This is a genomic window from Mesorhizobium sp. WSM1497 (assembly GCF_001672455.2).
Taxonomy (GTDB): domain Bacteria; phylum Pseudomonadota; class Alphaproteobacteria; order Rhizobiales; family Rhizobiaceae; genus Mesorhizobium; species Mesorhizobium ciceri.
In genome coordinates, this window is the sequence record NZ_CP021070.1 from 1099179 (window position 1) to 1115403 (window position 16225).

At 64.8% G+C, this 16225-nt stretch carries 19 protein-coding genes; 8 read left to right on the forward strand and 11 right to left on the reverse strand.

The features are described 5' to 3' along the window. Positions 1–66 precede the first annotated feature (66 nt). A complete protein-coding gene (locus tag A9K65_RS05375) occupies positions 67–750 on the reverse strand; it encodes a response regulator transcription factor (protein WP_013528898.1) in 684 nt (227 codons plus the stop codon). Positions 751–894: 144 nt separating this feature from the next. On the opposite strand from A9K65_RS05375, the gene A9K65_RS05380 reads away from it, so the two are divergent. Continuing rightward, positions 895–1431, forward strand: coding sequence for a L,D-transpeptidase (locus A9K65_RS05380; RefSeq protein ID WP_181172690.1), 537 nt, complete (start codon positions 895–897; stop codon positions 1429–1431). Positions 1432–1511: 80 nt separating this feature from the next. Here the strand turns inward: A9K65_RS05380 and A9K65_RS05385 are convergent, their stop codons facing one another. Next, the gene (locus tag A9K65_RS05385) at positions 1512–1778 is read right to left on the reverse strand and encodes a hypothetical protein (RefSeq protein ID WP_013528900.1); all 267 of its coding nucleotides are present in this window, start codon (positions 1776–1778) and stop codon (positions 1512–1514) included. 130 nt (positions 1779–1908) lie between these two features. Here A9K65_RS05385 and gcvA point away from each other — a divergent pair, with 130 nt between their 5' ends. Then, positions 1909–2844: a transcriptional regulator GcvA gene (gcvA, locus tag A9K65_RS05390; RefSeq protein WP_013528901.1), complete on the forward strand. Its 936-nt coding sequence runs from the start codon at positions 1909–1911 to the stop codon at positions 2842–2844. A gap of 146 nt (positions 2845–2990) precedes the next feature. Here the strand turns inward: gcvA and A9K65_RS05395 are convergent, their stop codons facing one another. Genes A9K65_RS05395 through tsaD form a run of 6 tightly spaced genes read right to left on the reverse strand, consistent with a single transcriptional unit; the run spans position 2991 to position 7002 of the window. After that, complete coding sequence (locus tag A9K65_RS05395; RefSeq protein WP_063173342.1) at positions 2991–3407, reverse strand: DUF1761 domain-containing protein; 417 nt, start codon at positions 3405–3407, stop codon at positions 2991–2993. Positions 3408–3457: 50 nt separating this feature from the next. Continuing rightward, a complete protein-coding gene (locus A9K65_RS05400) occupies positions 3458–4156 on the reverse strand; it encodes a methyltransferase (RefSeq protein ID WP_198327563.1) in 699 nt (232 codons plus the stop codon). Beyond that, positions 4111–4536 (reverse strand): EVE domain-containing protein, encoded by a 426-nt coding sequence (locus tag A9K65_RS05405; protein WP_013528904.1) that lies wholly within the window; start codon positions 4534–4536, stop codon positions 4111–4113. Before A9K65_RS05405 ends, A9K65_RS05400 begins: the two co-directional genes overlap by 46 nt. Before the next feature lie 38 nt (positions 4537–4574). Beyond that, positions 4575–4871, reverse strand: coding sequence for a YciI-like protein (locus tag A9K65_RS05410; protein WP_013528905.1), 297 nt, complete (start codon positions 4869–4871; stop codon positions 4575–4577). A 26-nt stretch (positions 4872–4897) separates the two neighbouring features. Further along, positions 4898–5920: an NAD(P)H-dependent glycerol-3-phosphate dehydrogenase gene (locus A9K65_RS05415; RefSeq protein ID WP_050596319.1), complete on the reverse strand. Its 1023-nt coding sequence runs from the start codon at positions 5918–5920 to the stop codon at positions 4898–4900. Further along, on the reverse strand, positions 5917–7002 hold the full coding sequence (gene tsaD / locus A9K65_RS05420) for a tRNA (adenosine(37)-N6)-threonylcarbamoyltransferase complex transferase subunit TsaD (protein ID WP_198327618.1): 1086 nt from the start codon (positions 7000–7002) through the stop codon (positions 5917–5919). The genes A9K65_RS05415 and tsaD overlap by 4 nt, the downstream gene beginning before the upstream one ends. A gap of 101 nt (positions 7003–7103) precedes the next feature. On the opposite strand from tsaD, the gene hemC reads away from it, so the two are divergent. The 6 genes from hemC (at position 7104) to A9K65_RS05450 (ending at position 13190) form a co-directional block, all read left to right on the forward strand. Then, a complete protein-coding gene (gene hemC / locus A9K65_RS05425; RefSeq protein WP_064992601.1) occupies positions 7104–8030 on the forward strand; it encodes a hydroxymethylbilane synthase in 927 nt (308 codons plus the stop codon). Position 8031: 1 nt separating this feature from the next. Further along, a complete protein-coding gene (locus tag A9K65_RS05430; protein ID WP_064992600.1) occupies positions 8032–8748 on the forward strand; it encodes a uroporphyrinogen-III synthase in 717 nt (238 codons plus the stop codon). Between the two features lie 109 nt (positions 8749–8857). Continuing rightward, positions 8858–10330: a COG4223 family protein gene (locus tag A9K65_RS05435; protein WP_027163057.1), complete on the forward strand. Its 1473-nt coding sequence runs from the start codon at positions 8858–8860 to the stop codon at positions 10328–10330. Positions 10331–10340: 10 nt separating this feature from the next. After that, positions 10341–11945 carry a heme biosynthesis protein HemY gene (locus tag A9K65_RS05440; protein ID WP_027163056.1) on the forward strand — a complete coding sequence of 535 codons (1605 nt, stop codon included), beginning with the start codon at positions 10341–10343 and terminating at the stop codon, positions 11943–11945. 36 nt (positions 11946–11981) lie between these two features. Continuing rightward, positions 11982–12461, forward strand: a complete 480-nt coding sequence (locus A9K65_RS05445) for a TerB family tellurite resistance protein (RefSeq protein WP_013528912.1) — start codon at positions 11982–11984, stop codon at positions 12459–12461. Positions 12462–12476: 15 nt separating this feature from the next. Further along, positions 12477–13190, forward strand: a complete 714-nt coding sequence (locus A9K65_RS05450; protein ID WP_027163054.1) for a glutamine amidotransferase — start codon at positions 12477–12479, stop codon at positions 13188–13190. Between the two features lie 100 nt (positions 13191–13290). Here the strand turns inward: A9K65_RS05450 and A9K65_RS05460 are convergent, their stop codons facing one another. The 3 genes from A9K65_RS05460 to A9K65_RS05470 form a co-directional block, all read right to left on the reverse strand. Then, on the reverse strand, positions 13291–13599 hold the full coding sequence (locus A9K65_RS05460) for an NIPSNAP family protein (RefSeq protein ID WP_024503037.1): 309 nt from the start codon (positions 13597–13599) through the stop codon (positions 13291–13293). Between the two features lie 51 nt (positions 13600–13650). Next, positions 13651–14889 (reverse strand): MFS transporter, encoded by a 1239-nt coding sequence (locus A9K65_RS05465; RefSeq protein ID WP_013528915.1) that lies wholly within the window; start codon positions 14887–14889, stop codon positions 13651–13653. A 162-nt stretch (positions 14890–15051) separates the two neighbouring features. Beyond that, on the reverse strand, positions 15052–16152 hold the full coding sequence (locus tag A9K65_RS05470) for a pyridoxal phosphate-dependent aminotransferase (protein ID WP_024503035.1): 1101 nt from the start codon (positions 16150–16152) through the stop codon (positions 15052–15054). Positions 16153–16225 lie beyond the last annotated feature (73 nt).

Consider the following 16225-nt stretch of genomic DNA (forward strand, 5'->3'; position numbering starts at 1 on the left):
CCACCCTCCAACTGGATCGTACCCGAAAGCGGCCCCGCCCGGCCGCTCATTGGATAATGAAAATGTTTAAGGAACCAGCTTGTAGCCGCCGCTTTCTGTCACAAGAATTTCCGCATTGGAAGGATCGCGCTCGATCTTCTGGCGCAGCCGGTAGACATGGGTTTCCAGCGTGTGCGTGGTGACGCCGGAATTGTAGCCCCACACCTCCTCGAGCAGCACGTCGCGCGTCACCACCTTCTGGTCGGCGCGATAGAGATATTTGATGATCGAGGCCTCCTTCTCCGTCAGCCGCACCTTGCCGCCGCGCGGGTCGAGCAGCAGTTTCTGGCTGGGCTTGAAAGTATAGGGCCCGACCGAGAAGGTGGCATCCTCGCTCTGCTCATGCTGGCGCAACTGCGCCCGAATGCGCGCCAGCAGCACGGCGAAGCGGAACGGCTTCGTCACATAGTCGTTGGCGCCGGCCTCGAGACCAAGAATCGTATCCGAATCGGTGTCGTGACCGGTCAGCATGATGATGGGCGCCTTGTAGCCGCCCTTGCGCAGGATCTTCACCGCTTCGCGGCCATCCATGTCGGGCAGCCCGACATCCATGATGAGCAGATCGATGAGGCCGCCGCGCGCTGCGGCGACACCCTTTGCCGCAGTCGATTCCTGCAGCACGTCGAATTCCTCGTAAAGGGATAATTGCTCGACCAGCGTGCCGCGCAGGTCATCATCGTCGTCGACGATCAGTATGGTGCGTGAAGTCATGGATCAATCCGTTGTTTTGAAAAGAAAATTCAGTTGACCGCTGCCTGTTTATGCGGAAGCTGACCGGCGTAACAGCCGTTCACAGTGATTTGTTCCGTGGCACGATCATACAAGAAAAAACACGATCGCAATGCAGCCGGCGCAATTTTGCGAAAAGGGCTGCGTGTGCTGACCGTGCGGGCGAGGCCTGGGCATCCAAGCCAGGGCCTGCTGCAGGCCGGGAAAACGGTGTTTGCCTGTGCGCTGGGGCGCGGCGGCATCTCGGCCGACAAGCGCGAAGGCGATGGCGCCACGCCGCTGGCCGCGATGCGGATCCTGTCGGGGTATTTCCGGGGGGATCAGTTCTCCAGCGGCCGCAGGACCCGGCTGGCGATGACGCCGATCGGGCCCGATCTGGGCTGGTGCGAAGTGCCTGACGACCGCAACTACAACAGGCCGGTCAGGATTCCCTATGGCGCCAGCCACGAACGCATGCGGCGCGACGACAGGCTCTACGACGCCTGCCTAGTGCTCGACTGGAACCTGTCGCCGCGCCGGCGCGGACGCGGCAGCGCCATCTTCTTCCATCTGGCGCGCCCCGGCTTCACGCCGACGCAAGGCTGTGTGGCTGTCACGGCGCAAACCATGGCGCGGCTGCTGCCGCTGCTGTCGGACCGGACGGTGGTGAGGGTGGTAAGATAATAGGGGAGTAGGGGAGTAGGGGAGTAGGGGAAAGCTCGGCGCGGCCGTAGTTTTTCCTATTCCCCTATTCCCCTATTCCCCTATTCCCCTATTCCCCTACGGCCAGGTCTCTGCCAGCCGATGTCGAGCAGGCCCAGCCGGCCAAGCTCCTTGTCCATTGCGCGAGCGACATCACGGCGCGCGCCGCCGATATCGCGCAGTTGGCGGTCGGAGAGATCCTCGACGTTCTGGTAGGCAGTATCGCGGCGGGGGAGGCGTATCGCGACCCGGGCGTGACGCAACCAGTCGAGGGTTTCGGCCAGCCAGTTCGGACGATGTGCGGACGAATTCAAAACGATGATGGACATGGTGTGCTCCGTTCTCCCCGAATATCAAATCCGGCTTGATGATGTTTCGATGGACAGATCATGCCAGATTGAAATCTCTGTAGGAAACGAGTAGTTTTCTCTCGATCATCAAGTTTTCTTTGAGGATAGGATGGCTCGTCTTCTGCCTGGGACTCGTGCCTTGAGGACGCTGGAGGCGGCGGCCCGGCACCTCAATTTCACCCGTGCCGCCGACGAGCTTGGGCTGACACCGGCCGCCGTCAGCCATCAGATCAAGGAAATCGAGGATCAGCTCGGGCTGGTGCTGTTCACGCGCACCAGCCGCACCATCCGGCTCACCGAGGCGGGAACGGTGCTGTTCGACGCCTCGGCGGACGCGCTCGACCTGCTTGGCCGGGCTGTTTCGCGGGCGCAAAAGCTGACGCGCGGCACCGCTCTTTTGAAGGTAACGCTCGACGCGCAGTTCGCGTCAAAATGGCTGATGCGACGCGTCGACGATTTTCGCAAGCGTCACCCCGATATCGAGTTGCGATTCGACATTGCCTATGAAGTGCGGGATTTCGAACTTGACGACATCGATGTCGGCATCCGTTTTGGCGCTGGCAAATATCCGGGCCTTCGCACCCACCGGCTGTTCGACAACATCCTCATTCCGGTGTGCAGCCCGAGCCTTTTGACGTCCGGTCCGCCGCTGCGCGAGCCGCGCGATCTTTTCAACCATACGCTTGCGCATATCGAATGGTCGCGGCAAGGCGTGACGTGGCCGAACTGGCGGATGTGGATGGCGGCGGCCGGCATCAATGATTTCGACGACAGCCGGACAGTCGTGTTCGGAAATTCCACGGATGCCGTCCAGGCAGCGCTCGACGGCAATGCCGTTGCGCTCGCCGATTTCGCCATGGTGGCGAACGACCTTTCCCAGGGCAGGCTGGTGCAGCCTTTCGAACTCGGCCTGCGCGTGGCGCCCGAGTTCGCCTATTTCCTGGTCTATCCCGAAAATACCGCCGACGATCCACGCATCGTCGCCTTTCGCGAATGGATGCTAGAGGAAGTCGCCAAGACGCGGACCACGGATAAAGGGCAGTAGGGCAGTAGGGCAGTAGGGCAGTAGGGCAGTAGGGCAGTAGGGCAGTAGGGCAGTAGGGCAGTAGGGCAGTAGGGCAGTAGGGATAGGCGTCGGTGCCGTCTGCCCCCTATTCCCCTACTGCCTTACTGCCCTACTCCCTTCTTGACTCAGCTTGCCACCGCGCCGAACCAGCCGATGACGGCGCCGATGATCAGCAGCACGCCGAGCCAGTGGCCGCCGTCGATGAGGGTCAGGTCCCAGCCGAAATTCTCGTAGCGATGGTTGACCGAGAGCGTCGTGGCGACGAAACCCAGCCAGAGCACGAAGCCGAAGACAAGTCCGGCGAGCCATGTCGGCTCGCCGCCGGTCATCGCGCCGACGACCAGCGCCATTATCGTGGCCATGACCAGTTCGGCGATGAAGCTGACGACGAAGGGCAGCGGCGACTTCTTCATCGTCGCCGGATCGAGCTTGGCGGCCTTCAGCCACGGCTTGCTCAGGCTCATGTACCAGGCGGCGCCGAACAGCCACGCCACGATTGCGGCAGCGACCACCGCCAGCCAGTTCACTGCTGAAAAATCCATGAGCTCCCCCCTCTGATTGGATATGATGGAACGCCTGTTCGGCGATCGCGTCAAGCGAACCGCCAGACGGTCGTGCGCTTGACCAGCGCATCCTCCAGCGCCCGCGTGACGGCCACTTCATAGACCGCAAGCGGCTCCAGCCCTGTCTTCGGCAGATACGACCGGCCGGGATCGCCGACAAGGATTTCGGCGCCGCGCGCCTTCAGCGTTGCGAACCATGGCACCAGCCGGTCAGCGAAAGATTTGTCATAGAAAACATCACCGGCCAGGACCACGTCCCAACCTGCATCGGTGCCGATGCAATCCGTGCCGAGGAATTTGGTCCCGATACCGTTGATCTCGCTGTTGAGCCGGATCGCGGTGGCGCAGAACGGATCGATGTCGGAGGCGATCACCTTGGCGGCACCGGCCTTGGCAGCGGCGATGGCGACAAGGCCGGAGCCGGAAGCGAAGTCGAGCACGTGCTTGCCACGCACCGTGCCGGAATTGTCCAGGACATAGCGGGCAAGGCCCTGGCCGCCGGCCCAGGCGAAAGCCCAGAAGGGCGGCGGCAGGCCGATTTCGACCAGCTCTTCCTCGGTCCGCTGCCACAGGTCATGCGCTTCGTCGGCAAGATGAAGCAGGATCTCCGGCACGTGCGGCGGCGCCATCAGCGCCGTGTTGTCGAGAATGAACTGTTTGGCACTGTTGGGCGTGAGCGCCGTCACGGAGCCGGCGTTAAGCCGCCCATGCGGCAGACTTCCTTCCATTCGGCCGGCGTCACCGGCTGCACGGAAAGCCGTCCGAGCCGCACCAGCGCCATGTCGGCAAGCTTCGGATTGGCCTTCACCTGTTCCAGCGTCGGCGGGTTCGGTACATCCCTTACGGCGCGGATGTCGACGCATTCCCAGCGCGGATCGTCGGACGTGGTGTCGGGATGGGCAAGCGCGCAGACTTCAGCGATGCCGACGATGTTCAGCCCCTCGTTGGAGTGGTAGAAGAAGCCGAGATCGCCGATCTGCATCGCCTTCATGTTGTTGCGCGCCGCGTAGTTGCGCACGCCGTCCCATTGCGTGCCGGCCTTGCCCTTGGCCTTCAGCATCTCGAAGGAGAACTTGAATGGCTCGGATTTGAACAGCCAGTAGTTCATGTCTTTCTCCTCCTTGGAGTCGCGCTGGCGACCGGGATTTAACTAGCCGCCGGCTTGTTGAACGTCCAGTTCCACGGGCGGATTTCGACGCTTTCGAACAGCCCGGCCTTGGCGTAGGGGTCGGCGGCCGACAGAGCCTGGGCGCCAGCCAGGTCGGGCGCTTCGACGACCACGAGGCTGCCATTGGACTTGCCTTCAGTGTCAAGGAACGGACCGGCGAATGCCAGCTTCTTGTCGCCGTTCAACCCCTCGAGAAAGGCAACATGCTCGGGCCGCGTGTCGAGGCGCACCTGCAGGCTTCCGGGCTTGTCCTTGCAAATCACAGCAAACAGCATTTTTTCTCCTGATCGTTCAAAGGGGATCAATCGTTGGTTTCGGTCTTCAGCGGCCGGGTCATCAACGCCGTCACGGCCTGCCGGACGGTGATGGTGCCATCCAGTATGGCGGCGACGGCGGCAATGATCGGCGCGTCGATGTTGCGCTCGGTGGCAATGCGGGCTGCGATCGCCGCCGTCGGCACGCCTTCTGCCAGCGGCAATCCGGCAAGTGGCTTGCCTTGCCCGAGCGCCAACCCATAGGCGAAATTGCGCGACTGGGTGGACGAGCAGGTCAGCAGCAGGTCGCCAAGGCCGGAAAGCCCCATCAGCGTTTCGGGCCTGGCGCCGAAGGCAGCGCCGATGCGGCGCAATTCGACAAAGCCGCGCGTCACCATGGCGGCCTGGGCGCTGGCGCCGAGACCCGCCCCAGTGACGGCACCTGCGGCAATGGCAAAGACGTTCTTCAAGGCGCCGCCGATCTCGACGCCGATCAGGTCGTCATTCGAATAGCAGCGCAGGTTTTCGGCGGAAAAGCGGGCGGCGAGATCGGCGGCCAACGCCTCGTCGCGGGCGGCGACCACAACGGCCGTCGGCAGGCCGCGGGCGACGTCGTTGGCGAAGCTCGGGCCCGACAAAACGGCAACCGGATTGAGCGGCAGGATTTCTTCGACAATCGCCGATAGCAACGCGCCAGTCTCGCTTTCGATGCCCTTGGCGCACAGAACCAGCGGGATACCGGCCGGCATATGGTCCTTCGCGGCCGCCAGCGTCGCCCGCAGCGACTGCGCCGGCGTCACCGCCAGCACGCAATCGGCACCGTCGAGCGTGGCCTGGATGTTGCTCGTCGCCACGATGCCGGGCTGGAGCGTAATGCCCGGCAGGTAGCGTGGATTTTCGCCGCGGTCGATCGCGGCGACGGTCTCCGGATCGCGCGCGTAAAGGCGGACGAAATGGCCGGCGCGCAGCATGGCCAAGGCCAAGGCAGTGCCCCAGGCGCCGCCGCCGAGCACGGCAACGCGCCAGCCGCTTGGCGCGGTGACGTTGCCGCTCATTGCCACTTCGTTCATGCCTTGGCTCCGCGCCGGCCGGAGCCGACCATCGGCGCCGAGATGCTGTCCAGCGGCCAGCGCGAGCGCGGCACGAAATCGAAGCCGTTCTCTTGCGCCATGCCCTCGCGCAGCCGCTCGATGCCGGCCCAGGCGATCATCGCCGCATTGTCGGTGCAAAGTTTCAGTGGCGGCGCAATGAAGGTGAAGCCGGTCTCGGCGCAGAGCCGCTCCAGCATGGTCTTGATCGTGCGGTTGGCGGCGACACCGCCGGCAACGACGAGGGCTGGGTTCCTGGTGCCGGGAAATGTCTCGCGAAAGCGCGTCAGCGCGCGAGAAACACGGTCGGCCAGAGCATCGGCTACGGCCCCCTGGAACGAGGCGCAGATGTCGGCGACGTCCTGGTCGCTCAGCGGCGCAATGGCGCTCGCCGCCTGGCGCACGGCGGTCTTGAGGCCGGAGAAGGAGAAGTCGGGCTGGGCCGAGCCCTTCATCGGACGCGGAAAGGCAAAGCGCGAGGCGTTGCCGGCCTGTGCCGCCTTTTCGACATTCGGTCCGCCGGGATAGGGCAGGCCGAGCATCTTGGCCGTCTTGTCGAAGGCTTCGCCGAGCGCGTCGTCGATAGTCGTTGCCCAGCGCTGGTAGTCGCCGACACCCCGCACGGCGACGATTTGCGTATGGCCGCCGGAGACCAGCAGCAAGAGATAGGGAAAGTCGAGCCCGTCGGTCAGCCTTGCGGTCAGCGCATGGCCTTCGAGGTGGTTGATGGCGATCAGCGGCTTGTTCGCCGCCGCGGCGATTGCCTTGGCGGTCATCAGCCCGACGATCAGCCCGCCGACCAGGCCGGGGCCGGCGGTGGCGGCAATCGCGTCGATATCGGCTAGTGCTGTACCCGAATCGGCAAGCGCCGCCTCGATGATGCCGTCCAGCGCCTCGACATGGGCGCGCGCGGCGATTTCCGGCACGACGCCGCCGAAAGCGGCATGCTCCTCGATCTGGCTGAGCACGATGTTGGACAGGATTTTTGGCGCGGCGTCGCCGTCGATGGCCACCACGCTGGCGGCGGTCTCGTCACAACTCGTCTCTATGCCCAGCACGCGGATCAATTCGTCGCTGTCCCTAAAGATTGTATCATGGGGCTTTCCCCGTTAGGAGAACCCCGGAAAAGCCTCGCTTGCCGGGGGGTTATCACGGACTGCGCGCCATGCAAACAATCTTGAGAATCGGAACACGCGGCAGCCCGCTGGCGCTGGCGCAGGCGCATGAAACGCAGGCGCGGCTGATGGCCGCGCATGGCATGCCGGCGGAGGCGTTCGAGGTGGTCGTCATCTCGACCAGCGGCGACCGCATCCAGGACCGGCCGCTGTCGGAAGCCGGCGGCAAGGGCCTGTTCACCAAGGAGATCGAGGAGGCGCTGCTGGCCGGCCGGATCGACATCGCCGTGCATTCGTCGAAGGACATGCCGACGCAACTGCCCGACGGCCTCGAACTGTCGGCCTTCCTGCCGCGCGAGGACGCACGCGACGCCTTTGTCGGCAAAGCGGCGAAGACGATCGCCGAACTGCCGCGCGGGGCGAAAGTCGGCTCGTCGTCGCTGCGGCGGCAAGCGCTGATCCGCCGGATGCGGCCGGATCTCGACGTGGTGATGTTCCGCGGCAATGTGCAGACGCGGCTGCGCAAGCTCGAGGAAGGCGTCGCCGCCGGCACGATCCTGGCCTATGCCGGGCTGAAGCGGCTTGGGCTCGAGCATGTCGTCACCGACCTGATACCGCTCGACGTCTTCCCGCCGGCGCCGGGGCAAGGCGCGATCGGCATCGAAACCCGTATCGGCGACCGCGATGTCGAAAAGATGCTGGCAGCCGTCCATGATGTGCCGACCGGCCAGGCGCTGGCCTGCGAGCGTGCCTTTCTGGCGGCGCTCGATGGCTCCTGCCGCACGCCGATCGCCGGCTATGCCGCGATCGAGGCCGGAAAGCTGTCTTTTGCCGGGCTGATCATCTCGCCCGACGGCACGCAGTCGCACACGGTCGAGCTGCAGGGGCCGGCGCAAGACGCCGCCCGCATCGGCGGTGAAGCGGCCCGGAGCGTGCGCGCCAGGGCCGGCGAAAAGTTCTTCGACGGCTGGCTCTGAAATGCTTCGCGTCCTGGTGACCAGGCCGGAACCGGGTGCTTCGCGCACAGCGCATCGGCTGGAGGAGGCAGGTTTTCAGCCGGTTCTTTTGCCCCTGACCGAAACAAAGGCGTTGCCCGCCGCTGCCGGACTGATCCCGGACGATGCCGTCGCGGTGGCCGTCACAAGCGCCAATGCCATGCGCCATGCGCCGGAAGAAATCATCGCGACGCTCGCCGCCTTGCCTTGTCATGCCGTCGGTAGGCGGACTGCGGAAGCTGCCCGCAAAGCGGGGTTTTTGTCGGTCAGTGAAGGCCCGGGCGATGCCGAGGCGCTGGCCGACGTTCTCGCCGCCGATTTTTCTGGAAAGACGATTGTCTACCTCTGCGGGCGCGTGCGTTTTCCGGCGTTCGAACAGAGGCTCGGGACGGTGGGCGTTCGGGTCCACGCCGTCGAGACCTATGACACGCTGACAGTGGGTTATCCGGACGAAGTCACCCTCGAACGCCTGTCCGGGCAACCTGCCGACGCGGTATTGCTCTATTCAGCCAAGGCGGCGGCGGCGATGCAAATCCTGGCAAGACGGCCCGCTCTGCGCGGTCTCTTCGAAAAAACATGGGTTTTTGCGCTTTCCACGCGGATCGCCGCAGCCTTCGACGATGCCGCCAGCGAAAGGATCCGCATTGCCGCGCAACCTGACGAGGAGGCATTGCTGGCGCTTTTGCAGGCGCCGCGCTGAGCCGCGTCATCACACCGCCCCTTTTCACCGCTTGGTGATGTGCTAGACCCTTTCTGAACCATCATGCGCCGCCAGGCGTTGAGACGAAGCGAATGTGCGGAGCCCAGGCATGGTCAAGACGCCGAAGATGCGACACTCGAAAAGCCGCCGCGAGCCGGTGACCATCGATCTCGAGCCGGGCGCCGTCTCACGCATCGCCGACGAGGACGCCGCCACGCAGGAGGCGCAGACAGACGAGGCGAAGGCCGAGGAAGCAGCGAACGCTTCGCAGCCCGAGGTTCCCGAAGAGCCGGTTCATGCCGACCAGACCGATCTCGAGCCGTGGGAACATGCCGATGGCGCCGCAGGTGCGGAAGGGCAAGCGCCGGCGGATGGCGGAGCCAAAGCCGCCGAGCCAGAGCTGCCTTATCCCGGTTCGGATGCGCCGCCCAACCGCGCCAAAACCTTCGACTACAGTTTCGACGACGCGTCGGCAGCGCAGACCGACGGCAACAAGGCAAAAGCCGAGACACGGGACGAGAAAATGGCGCCAGCCCCTGAAAAGCGTGGCGGCCTCAACGGCATCGCCGCCGGCATCATCGGCGGCGTCATCGCGCTGGTCGGCGCCGGCGGGCTGCAATTTGCCGGCCTGCTCGGCGCGCCGGGCTCCGGCGCCAGCGTCTCGCTCGATGGCGTCAATGGCGACATCGCCTCGCTGAAGACCGAAATCGCCGGCTTGAAGGACGCCGGCGGCAACGGCGATGCAGCGGCGAAGATGGTCGGGCTGTCCTCGGGCCTGGAGCAGGTCAAGGCTGATGTCGCGGCGCTGAAATCGGCTGTCGAGAAAGGTGGAGCAGGCGACGCGGCCGGCGTCACCGCACTGGGCGACAAGGTCGCGCAGATCGAGACGGCGGTCGCCGCCCTCGGCAAGGCGGGCAGCTCGGCGCCGGTCGATCTTGGTCCGCTCACCAAAAAACTGGCAGGCCTCGACGCGCAGGTGAAGTCGGCCGGCGAGGCGGCGACCGCGCAGGATGGCCGGCTGAAAGCGCTGGAGCAGTCTGTGTCGCAGCTGTCCGGCAAGGTCGAGGCGGCGGCGGGACAGCCGAAGATCGCGCTTGCCATCGCGGCGTCGGCCTTGAAGGCGGCGCTTGAGCGTGGCGGGCCGTTTTCGGCCGAACTCGAAACCCTCGCCGCGATTTCGCCTGATGCGCCGCAGCTTGCGGCACTGCGCCCCTATGCCGAAAAGGGCGTTCCAACCCGCGCCGAGATCGCATCGCAGGCTGATGCCGCCGCCAATGCCATGGTCACGGCGGCGACGCCTGTCGATGAGAATGCCGGCTTCGTTCAGAGCCTTCTGTCGAGCGCGCAATCGCTGGTCAAGGTCAGGCCGATCGGCGCCGTCGAAGGCGCCGGCGCACCGGAAACCGTCGCGCGCATGGAGGCGGCGGTCAACCAGGGCGACTACGCCAAGGCACTCAGCGAGTATGAAACGCTGCCCGAGGCCGCCAAGGCCGCGGGCGCCGACTTTGCCGGTAAGCTGAAGGCGCGCATCGAGGTCGAAACCCAGGTCGATGCGCTGATCTCGGGCGCGATGAAGGCATGAGGGCAACACAATGATCCGCCTGCTCGCCTTCCTCATCGTCGTTTTCGCGCTCGGGCTGGGCTTTGCCTGGCTGGCCGACCGGCCGGGCGACATGGTCGTCACTTTCAACGGCTATCAATACCAGGTCAGCCTGATGGTGGCGGCGGTGGCTGTCGTTGCCGTGGTCGCTGCGGTGATGATCCTGTGGTGGCTGCTCAAGTCGCTGTGGAACAGCCCCTACACCATCTCGCGCTATTTCCGTGTCCGCCGCCGCGATCGTGGCTATCAGGCGCTGTCGACCGGCATGATTGCCGCCGGCGCCGGTGATGGCGCGCTGGCCCGCAAGAAGACCAAGGAAGCCGCCAAGCTGATCCGTTCCGACCAGGAGCCGCTGATCCACCTGCTCGAAGCGCAGGCGTCGCTGCTCGAAGGCGATCATGAAGGCGCGCGGCAGAAATTCGAGAGCATGCTCGACGATCCCGAAATGCGGCTGCTGGGTTTGCGCGGGCTTTATCTGGAAGCCGAACGGCTCGGCGACCGCAACGCCGCCAGGCATTATGCCGGCCGCGCCGCCGCTGTGGCGCCGCAGCTGGCCTGGGCGGCGGAATCGACGCTGGAAGAGCTGACCGCGCGCGGCGACTGGGACGGCGCCCTGAAACTCGTCGACGCGCAGAAAGCGACACGGCAGATCGAACGCGATGCCGCCAACCGCCGCCGCGCCGTGCTGCTGACCGCCAAGGCGCAGGCGCTTGCCGACAGCGATCCCGCCGCCGCCAGAACGGCCGCGATCGAGGCGAACAAGCTCAGGCCCGATTTCGCGCCTGCCGCCGTGGCCGCCGCGGCCGCACTGTTCAAGCAGAACGATGTGCGCAAGGGCTCGAAGATACTCGAGGCGGCGTGGAAGGCCGAGCCGCATCCGGAGATCGCCGAGCTCTATACCCATGCAAGGCCGGGCGACGCGGTGCTCGACCGCCTCAACCGGGCGAAGAAGCTGCAGGAGATGAAGAAGAACCACGCCGAATCGTCGATGACGGTGGCGCGCGCCGCGCTCGACGCGCAGGATTTCGCGACCGCCCGCCGCGAGGCCGAGGCGGCGATCCGGATGGACCGTCGCGAGGGCGCCTATCTGCTGCTCGCCGACATCGAGGAGGCCGAGACCGGCGATCAGGGCAAGGTTCGGCAGCTGCTGTCCAGGGCGGTGCGGGCGCCGCGCGATCCGGCCTGGGTCGCAGACGGCGTGGTATCGGAACGCTGGGCTCCGGTATCGCCGATCACCGGCCGGCTCGACGCCTTCGAGTGGCGCGCGCCGATGGAGCGTCTTGGCCAGTTGATCGACAGCCATGATGACGCGCCAGCGGGTGCGGCACCGGTTATTGAAGCATTGGCAAAGCCGACGAGCGAAAAAAGGCCGATCGAAGTGATCGACGACGCCGGTGGCGAGACGTCGGCGGGCAAGCAAGCTGAAAGTCGCGAAGAAGATCATGTCAGGCCAATCACGGCAGCGGCCTTCGCCGCGGTGCCGAGCGATGCCGAAGGCGTCGAGCCGGCCGAGGAGCTTGCGCGGCTGCCGGACGATCCCGGCGTCGATCCGGACGAGGAAGCGGAGAAATCGCCGCGCCGGTTTCGGTTGTTTTGAGTTGGGCAGGCCGTCAGGCCGTTGGGGTATGGATCTATGTTTGAACGCGTTCTGTCGTTTCTCAGGGATTTGCCGGCCGGTGCCGGCACGCATGCCAGCACGGACGATCCGCGTGTCGCCGCCTCGGCGCTGCTCTACCATGTGATGAACGCCGATGGCGTGCGCCAGGATGTCGAGTGGGAGCGGTTCAAGGCGGTGCTGGCCGAGAGCTATTCGATCAGTGGCGCGGAACTCGAAGCGTTGGCCGCTGCCGGCGAGCGGGCCGACAATGAGGCGATCGATCTCTACGCCTTCACCAGCGTCTTGAAGCGCCATCTCGATGCCGATGCGCGCAAGGCTTTCATCGGCCTGATGTGGGAAATCGTCTATGCCGACGGCGAGTTGCACGAGCTCGAGGACAACACCGTCTGGCGCGTCGCCGAGCTGATCGGCGTCGAACGCCACGACCGCGTCGAGGCGCGCCGCAAGGCGGCGGCGCACGCGCCCGGCGCCACCGGAACATCGAGCGACGAATAGGATCTTCGCCTTCCCATGCCACGCCAGACGAGTTCGAAGCCAAAGATCCTGATCGTGCTGCATCAGGAGAGTTCGAGCCCGGGACGTGTCGGCCACATGTTGCTGGAAGAAGGTTTCGATCTCGACATCCGCCGGCCGCCGCTTGGCGACGCCTTGCCCGAAACACTGGACGACCACGCCGGCACGGTGGTGTTCGGCGGCCCGATGAGCGCCAATGACGACGACGAGTTCGTTCGTCGCGAGACCAACTGGCTGGAAATACCGCTGAGGGAGAACCGGCCATGTCTCGGCATCTGTCTCGGCGCGCAGATGCTGGTCAACTGTCTCGGCGGCAAGGTCGAGGGTCATGGTGAAGGGCTGGTCGAGGTTGGCTGGTATCCCCTGAAGGCGACCGAAGCCGGCAAGCAACTCATGCACTGGCCGGAGATGGTCTACCAGTTCCACCGCGAGGGTTTTTCGCTGCCCAGGGACGCGACGCTGCTGGCGACGGCCGAAACCTATCCCAACCAGGCCTTCCGCTACGGCGACAATGCCTGGGGCATCCAGTTCCATGGCGAACTGACCAGGGTGATGATGCAGCGCTGGGTGGTGCGCGGCGCGCATCGCTTCGAATTGCCCGGTGCCCAGCCCGGCCGCGATCATCTCGGCGGCCGGCTGATCTGGGACATGCATCTCAAGCGCTGGCTGGACGAGTTTTTGCGGATGGTCTTCGGCAAGCCGAGCAGATAGCTAAACCGTCGTCTGAACGGATTTCAGGCGACCCGCTTTAGGTCTTTGTCTTCATGCATGTCGTTCTCCCAAAACCGGGGCCACTTTTGGGCGACATGCATTAAGGTTCGAGCACCGGCCGCAGGAAGCTGCGCTCGTAGCTGAGAATGCTGCGATTGCGTTTTTCCATTTCGAACACTTCCTGGCATTCCGGGTCGGCAGCCATCCGTTTGCGATAGTCCTCGTAGTCGGCAAGGCTCGGGAAGCTGAACATGGCATAGGCGATGTTGCTCGCCCCTTCGCTTGGAAGGAAATAGCCGTGATGGTTTCCGCCGAGGCGGTTGACCAGAGCTATCCAGCGGCGACCATAATCTTCGAACTCGGCAAGCTTGTAGGGGTCGATGACGTATTTCAGGTAGCAAGTGATCATGAGAGCTCCTGTGGCATGGGCTAGGCATGTCGGCTGTCAACCGTGGGAAGATCAGTTGCGCCCGTTGAGGTGGCGCACCTTGCGCAGTTGCGGGAACAGCACCACCCACAGGCCCGCGACGGCGATGGCGCCGATGCCGCCGATCACCACGGCCGGCACCGTGCCGATCAGCGCGGCCATCGTGCCGGCCCGGAATTCGCCGACCTCGTTGGAGGCGCCGACAAAGACCTGGTTGACGGCGTTCACGCGGCCGCGCACCTCGTCGGGCGTCCACAGCTGGATCAGCGTCTCCCTGATGTAGACGCTGAACATATCGGTGGCGCCAAGGAAGACCAATGCCACGATCGACAGCCAGGTGATGGTCGACAGGCCGAAAACCACGGTGAAGGCGCCGAACGAGGCTGCGGCGGCCAGCATGATCATGCCCGCGTGGTTGCGAAGTGGATGCCCGGCCAGCCAGATGGCGACGCAAATGGCGCCGATGCTTGGCGCCGAGCGCAGCAGGCCGAGGCCCCACGGGCCGAGCTGGAGGATGTCGCGCGCATAGACCGGCAGCAGCGCCGAGGCGCCGGACAGGAGCACGGCGAACAGATCGAGCGAGATGGCGCCGAGCACGATCTTCTCGCTCCAGATATAGCTGAACCCGCCGAGCAGGTGCTGCATCGTCGGCTTGTCCGACTCGGTGCGCTGCGACGGCTTCGGGATGGTGAAGATCAGCAGCCCGGACACAAGCATCAGGACAGCGGCGGTTCCGTAGGCCGCTTCCGGCGACACGCCGTAGAGCAGGCCGCCGGCGACGGGTCCGACGATGGTCGCCGTCTGCCAGGCCGATGAATTCCAGGCGATGGCGTTGGCGAAATCCTGAGGCGGCACCAGATTGGCGAACAATGACGCGGAGGCCGGACCGAAGAAGGCGCGGGCGACGCCGAACATGGCAAGCACGCAGAAGATCGGCAGCGGCCCGCTGATGCCGCGCAGCGCCAGGAACAGCAGCGCCAGCGCGCACATCGCCTCCACCACGACCGCCAGCGCCATGATCAGGCGGCGGCCGAAGCGGTCGGCGACGACACCGGTGACCAGCACCAGAAGCAGCGACGGCAGGAACTGGACGATGCCGACCAGGCCGAGATCGAGCGGGTCGCGGGTCAAATCGTACATCTGCCAGCCGACCGCGACGGACACGATCATGGTGGCGAATGTGGTGAGGAAACGCGCCGCCCAATAACTCAGGAAGGAGCGGTGGCGGAACGCGGCATAGCGCTGGTCCGGTGATATCTGTTCGGCGGTCATGATTTAAGAGGCCCCATTGCAGTGGCGTCAGCTGGCGGGGCACTTCCACGATGGGCGCTGGTCCGGCTGGCGGAACTTTTAGCTCAGTTCGCCGCGGATATGCGTCAAAATCAGTGCTGGATCAAGGAATTTTCAGCCCGTTCCATCGCCGGCACGCGGAAGTTACTGCCGCAGCGCGACGGAGATGGCGTCGAGGCCGCCGCGCAATTCGGCTTCCGTCGGCCAGCCAAAGCCGACGCGGAAGAAGCGTTTTTCCATCTCGAACCAGTGGCCGGGTCCGACATAGGTTCCATGGTTCTCCAGCAGGTTCGCATAGAACCGGTCGAGGTCGAAGCCGGGTTCGACATCGAGGCGCGGGAAGCCGACGACACCGCCTTCGGGCCTGATCCAGTCGATCAGCGGTTCGCGGTCGATCCAGGCCTGGACGATGTCGCGGCGCTTGGCCATTTCGGGCAGCAGTGTCGCCAGGAAGGCGTCCCGGCGCTCGAGCATGCCGCGGGCAATGCCTTCGTCGATGACGCTGCCGCAGATGCCGATCTGCTCCTTTGCGGCGAGGAATTTTTCCTGAAGCACCGCATCCTTGGTGATCAGCCAGCCGATGCGGATGCCGGGAATGCCGAAGGCCTTGGACAATGACGAGACGCTGATCGCCTTCGGGCTGAGCGAGGCAGCCGTCGGCAGCCGCCTGCCGTAGGAGAGGTCGCGATAGGTCTCGTCGACCAGCAGATGGCAGCCGCGAGCCTCGGCAAGCGCCACCAGCGCATCGAGCTCGGCTCGGCTCATCATCGTGCCGGTCGGGTTGTGCGGGCAGGTGACGCTGATCAGCTTCGTGTCCGGCCGAATCGCGGCCTTGACGCGTTCGACATCGATGGCGAAGCCTTCCTCGAATGCCAGGTCGACAAAGCTGATGGCGCAGCCGATCGCCCTTGGGGTTTCGATGTTGGTGGCGTAGTTGGGCCTGATGACGACGAGATGGTCGTTGGCCGACAAAAGCGAGGTCGAGATGATGAACAGTGCGCCGGCGGCACCGGCGGTGACCAGCACATCATCCGGCGAAATGCCCGCATTCTGCGCCGATATCAGTGCACGCAATTGCTTGTCGCCGCGATGCTCGCCATAGAAAAGCGTGAGATCGGGCAGCGACAGGCCGATGTCGGAGAGCTTCTGGTCGGCGATCGAGCTTTCGGAAAGATTGAAGCGGATACGGTCGTAGCCGTATTCTTCCGGCGCCTCTTTCTCGATCACCATCCTGGTGTAGTTCATGGCTCACTCCCCAAGAGCAGTTCACCGTTTCACGGAAACGGCGACCCGCTCTAACTCCTTGTTTTTACGCAAT

What these genes read in the sequence shown, in the direction of transcription:
- A9K65_RS05450 (WP_027163054.1), top strand. Translation starts at nt 12,477, where the DNA reads ATGCCACGCCAGACGAGTTCGAAGCCAAAGATCCTGATCGTGCTGCAT.
- A9K65_RS05415 (WP_050596319.1), bottom strand. Translation starts at nt 5,920, where the DNA reads ATGAACGAAGTGGCAATGAGCGGCAACGTCACCGCGCCAAGCGGCTGG.
- gcvA (WP_013528901.1), top strand. Translation starts at nt 1,909, where the DNA reads ATGGCTCGTCTTCTGCCTGGGACTCGTGCCTTGAGGACGCTGGAGGCG.
- A9K65_RS05445 (WP_013528912.1), top strand. Translation starts at nt 11,982, where the DNA reads ATGTTTGAACGCGTTCTGTCGTTTCTCAGGGATTTGCCGGCCGGTGCC.
- hemC (WP_064992601.1), top strand. Translation starts at nt 7,104, where the DNA reads ATGCAAACAATCTTGAGAATCGGAACACGCGGCAGCCCGCTGGCGCTG.
- A9K65_RS05410 (WP_013528905.1), bottom strand. Translation starts at nt 4,871, where the DNA reads ATGCTGTTTGCTGTGATTTGCAAGGACAAGCCCGGAAGCCTGCAGGTG.
- A9K65_RS05465 (WP_013528915.1), bottom strand. Translation starts at nt 14,889, where the DNA reads ATGACCGCCGAACAGATATCACCGGACCAGCGCTATGCCGCGTTCCGC.
- A9K65_RS05405 (WP_013528904.1), bottom strand. Translation starts at nt 4,536, where the DNA reads ATGAACTACTGGCTGTTCAAATCCGAGCCATTCAAGTTCTCCTTCGAG.
- A9K65_RS05375 (WP_013528898.1), bottom strand. Translation starts at nt 750, where the DNA reads ATGACTTCACGCACCATACTGATCGTCGACGACGATGATGACCTGCGC.
- A9K65_RS05385 (WP_013528900.1), bottom strand. Translation starts at nt 1,778, where the DNA reads ATGTCCATCATCGTTTTGAATTCGTCCGCACATCGTCCGAACTGGCTG.
- A9K65_RS05435 (WP_027163057.1), top strand. Translation starts at nt 8,858, where the DNA reads ATGGTCAAGACGCCGAAGATGCGACACTCGAAAAGCCGCCGCGAGCCG.
- A9K65_RS05395 (WP_063173342.1), bottom strand. Translation starts at nt 3,407, where the DNA reads ATGGATTTTTCAGCAGTGAACTGGCTGGCGGTGGTCGCTGCCGCAATC.
- A9K65_RS05440 (WP_027163056.1), top strand. Translation starts at nt 10,341, where the DNA reads ATGATCCGCCTGCTCGCCTTCCTCATCGTCGTTTTCGCGCTCGGGCTG.
- A9K65_RS05470 (WP_024503035.1), bottom strand. Translation starts at nt 16,152, where the DNA reads ATGAACTACACCAGGATGGTGATCGAGAAAGAGGCGCCGGAAGAATAC.
- A9K65_RS05400 (WP_198327563.1), bottom strand. Translation starts at nt 4,156, where the DNA reads ATGGAAGGAAGTCTGCCGCATGGGCGGCTTAACGCCGGCTCCGTGACG.
- A9K65_RS05460 (WP_024503037.1), bottom strand. Translation starts at nt 13,599, where the DNA reads ATGATCACTTGCTACCTGAAATACGTCATCGACCCCTACAAGCTTGCC.
- A9K65_RS05430 (WP_064992600.1), top strand. Translation starts at nt 8,032, where the DNA reads ATGCTTCGCGTCCTGGTGACCAGGCCGGAACCGGGTGCTTCGCGCACA.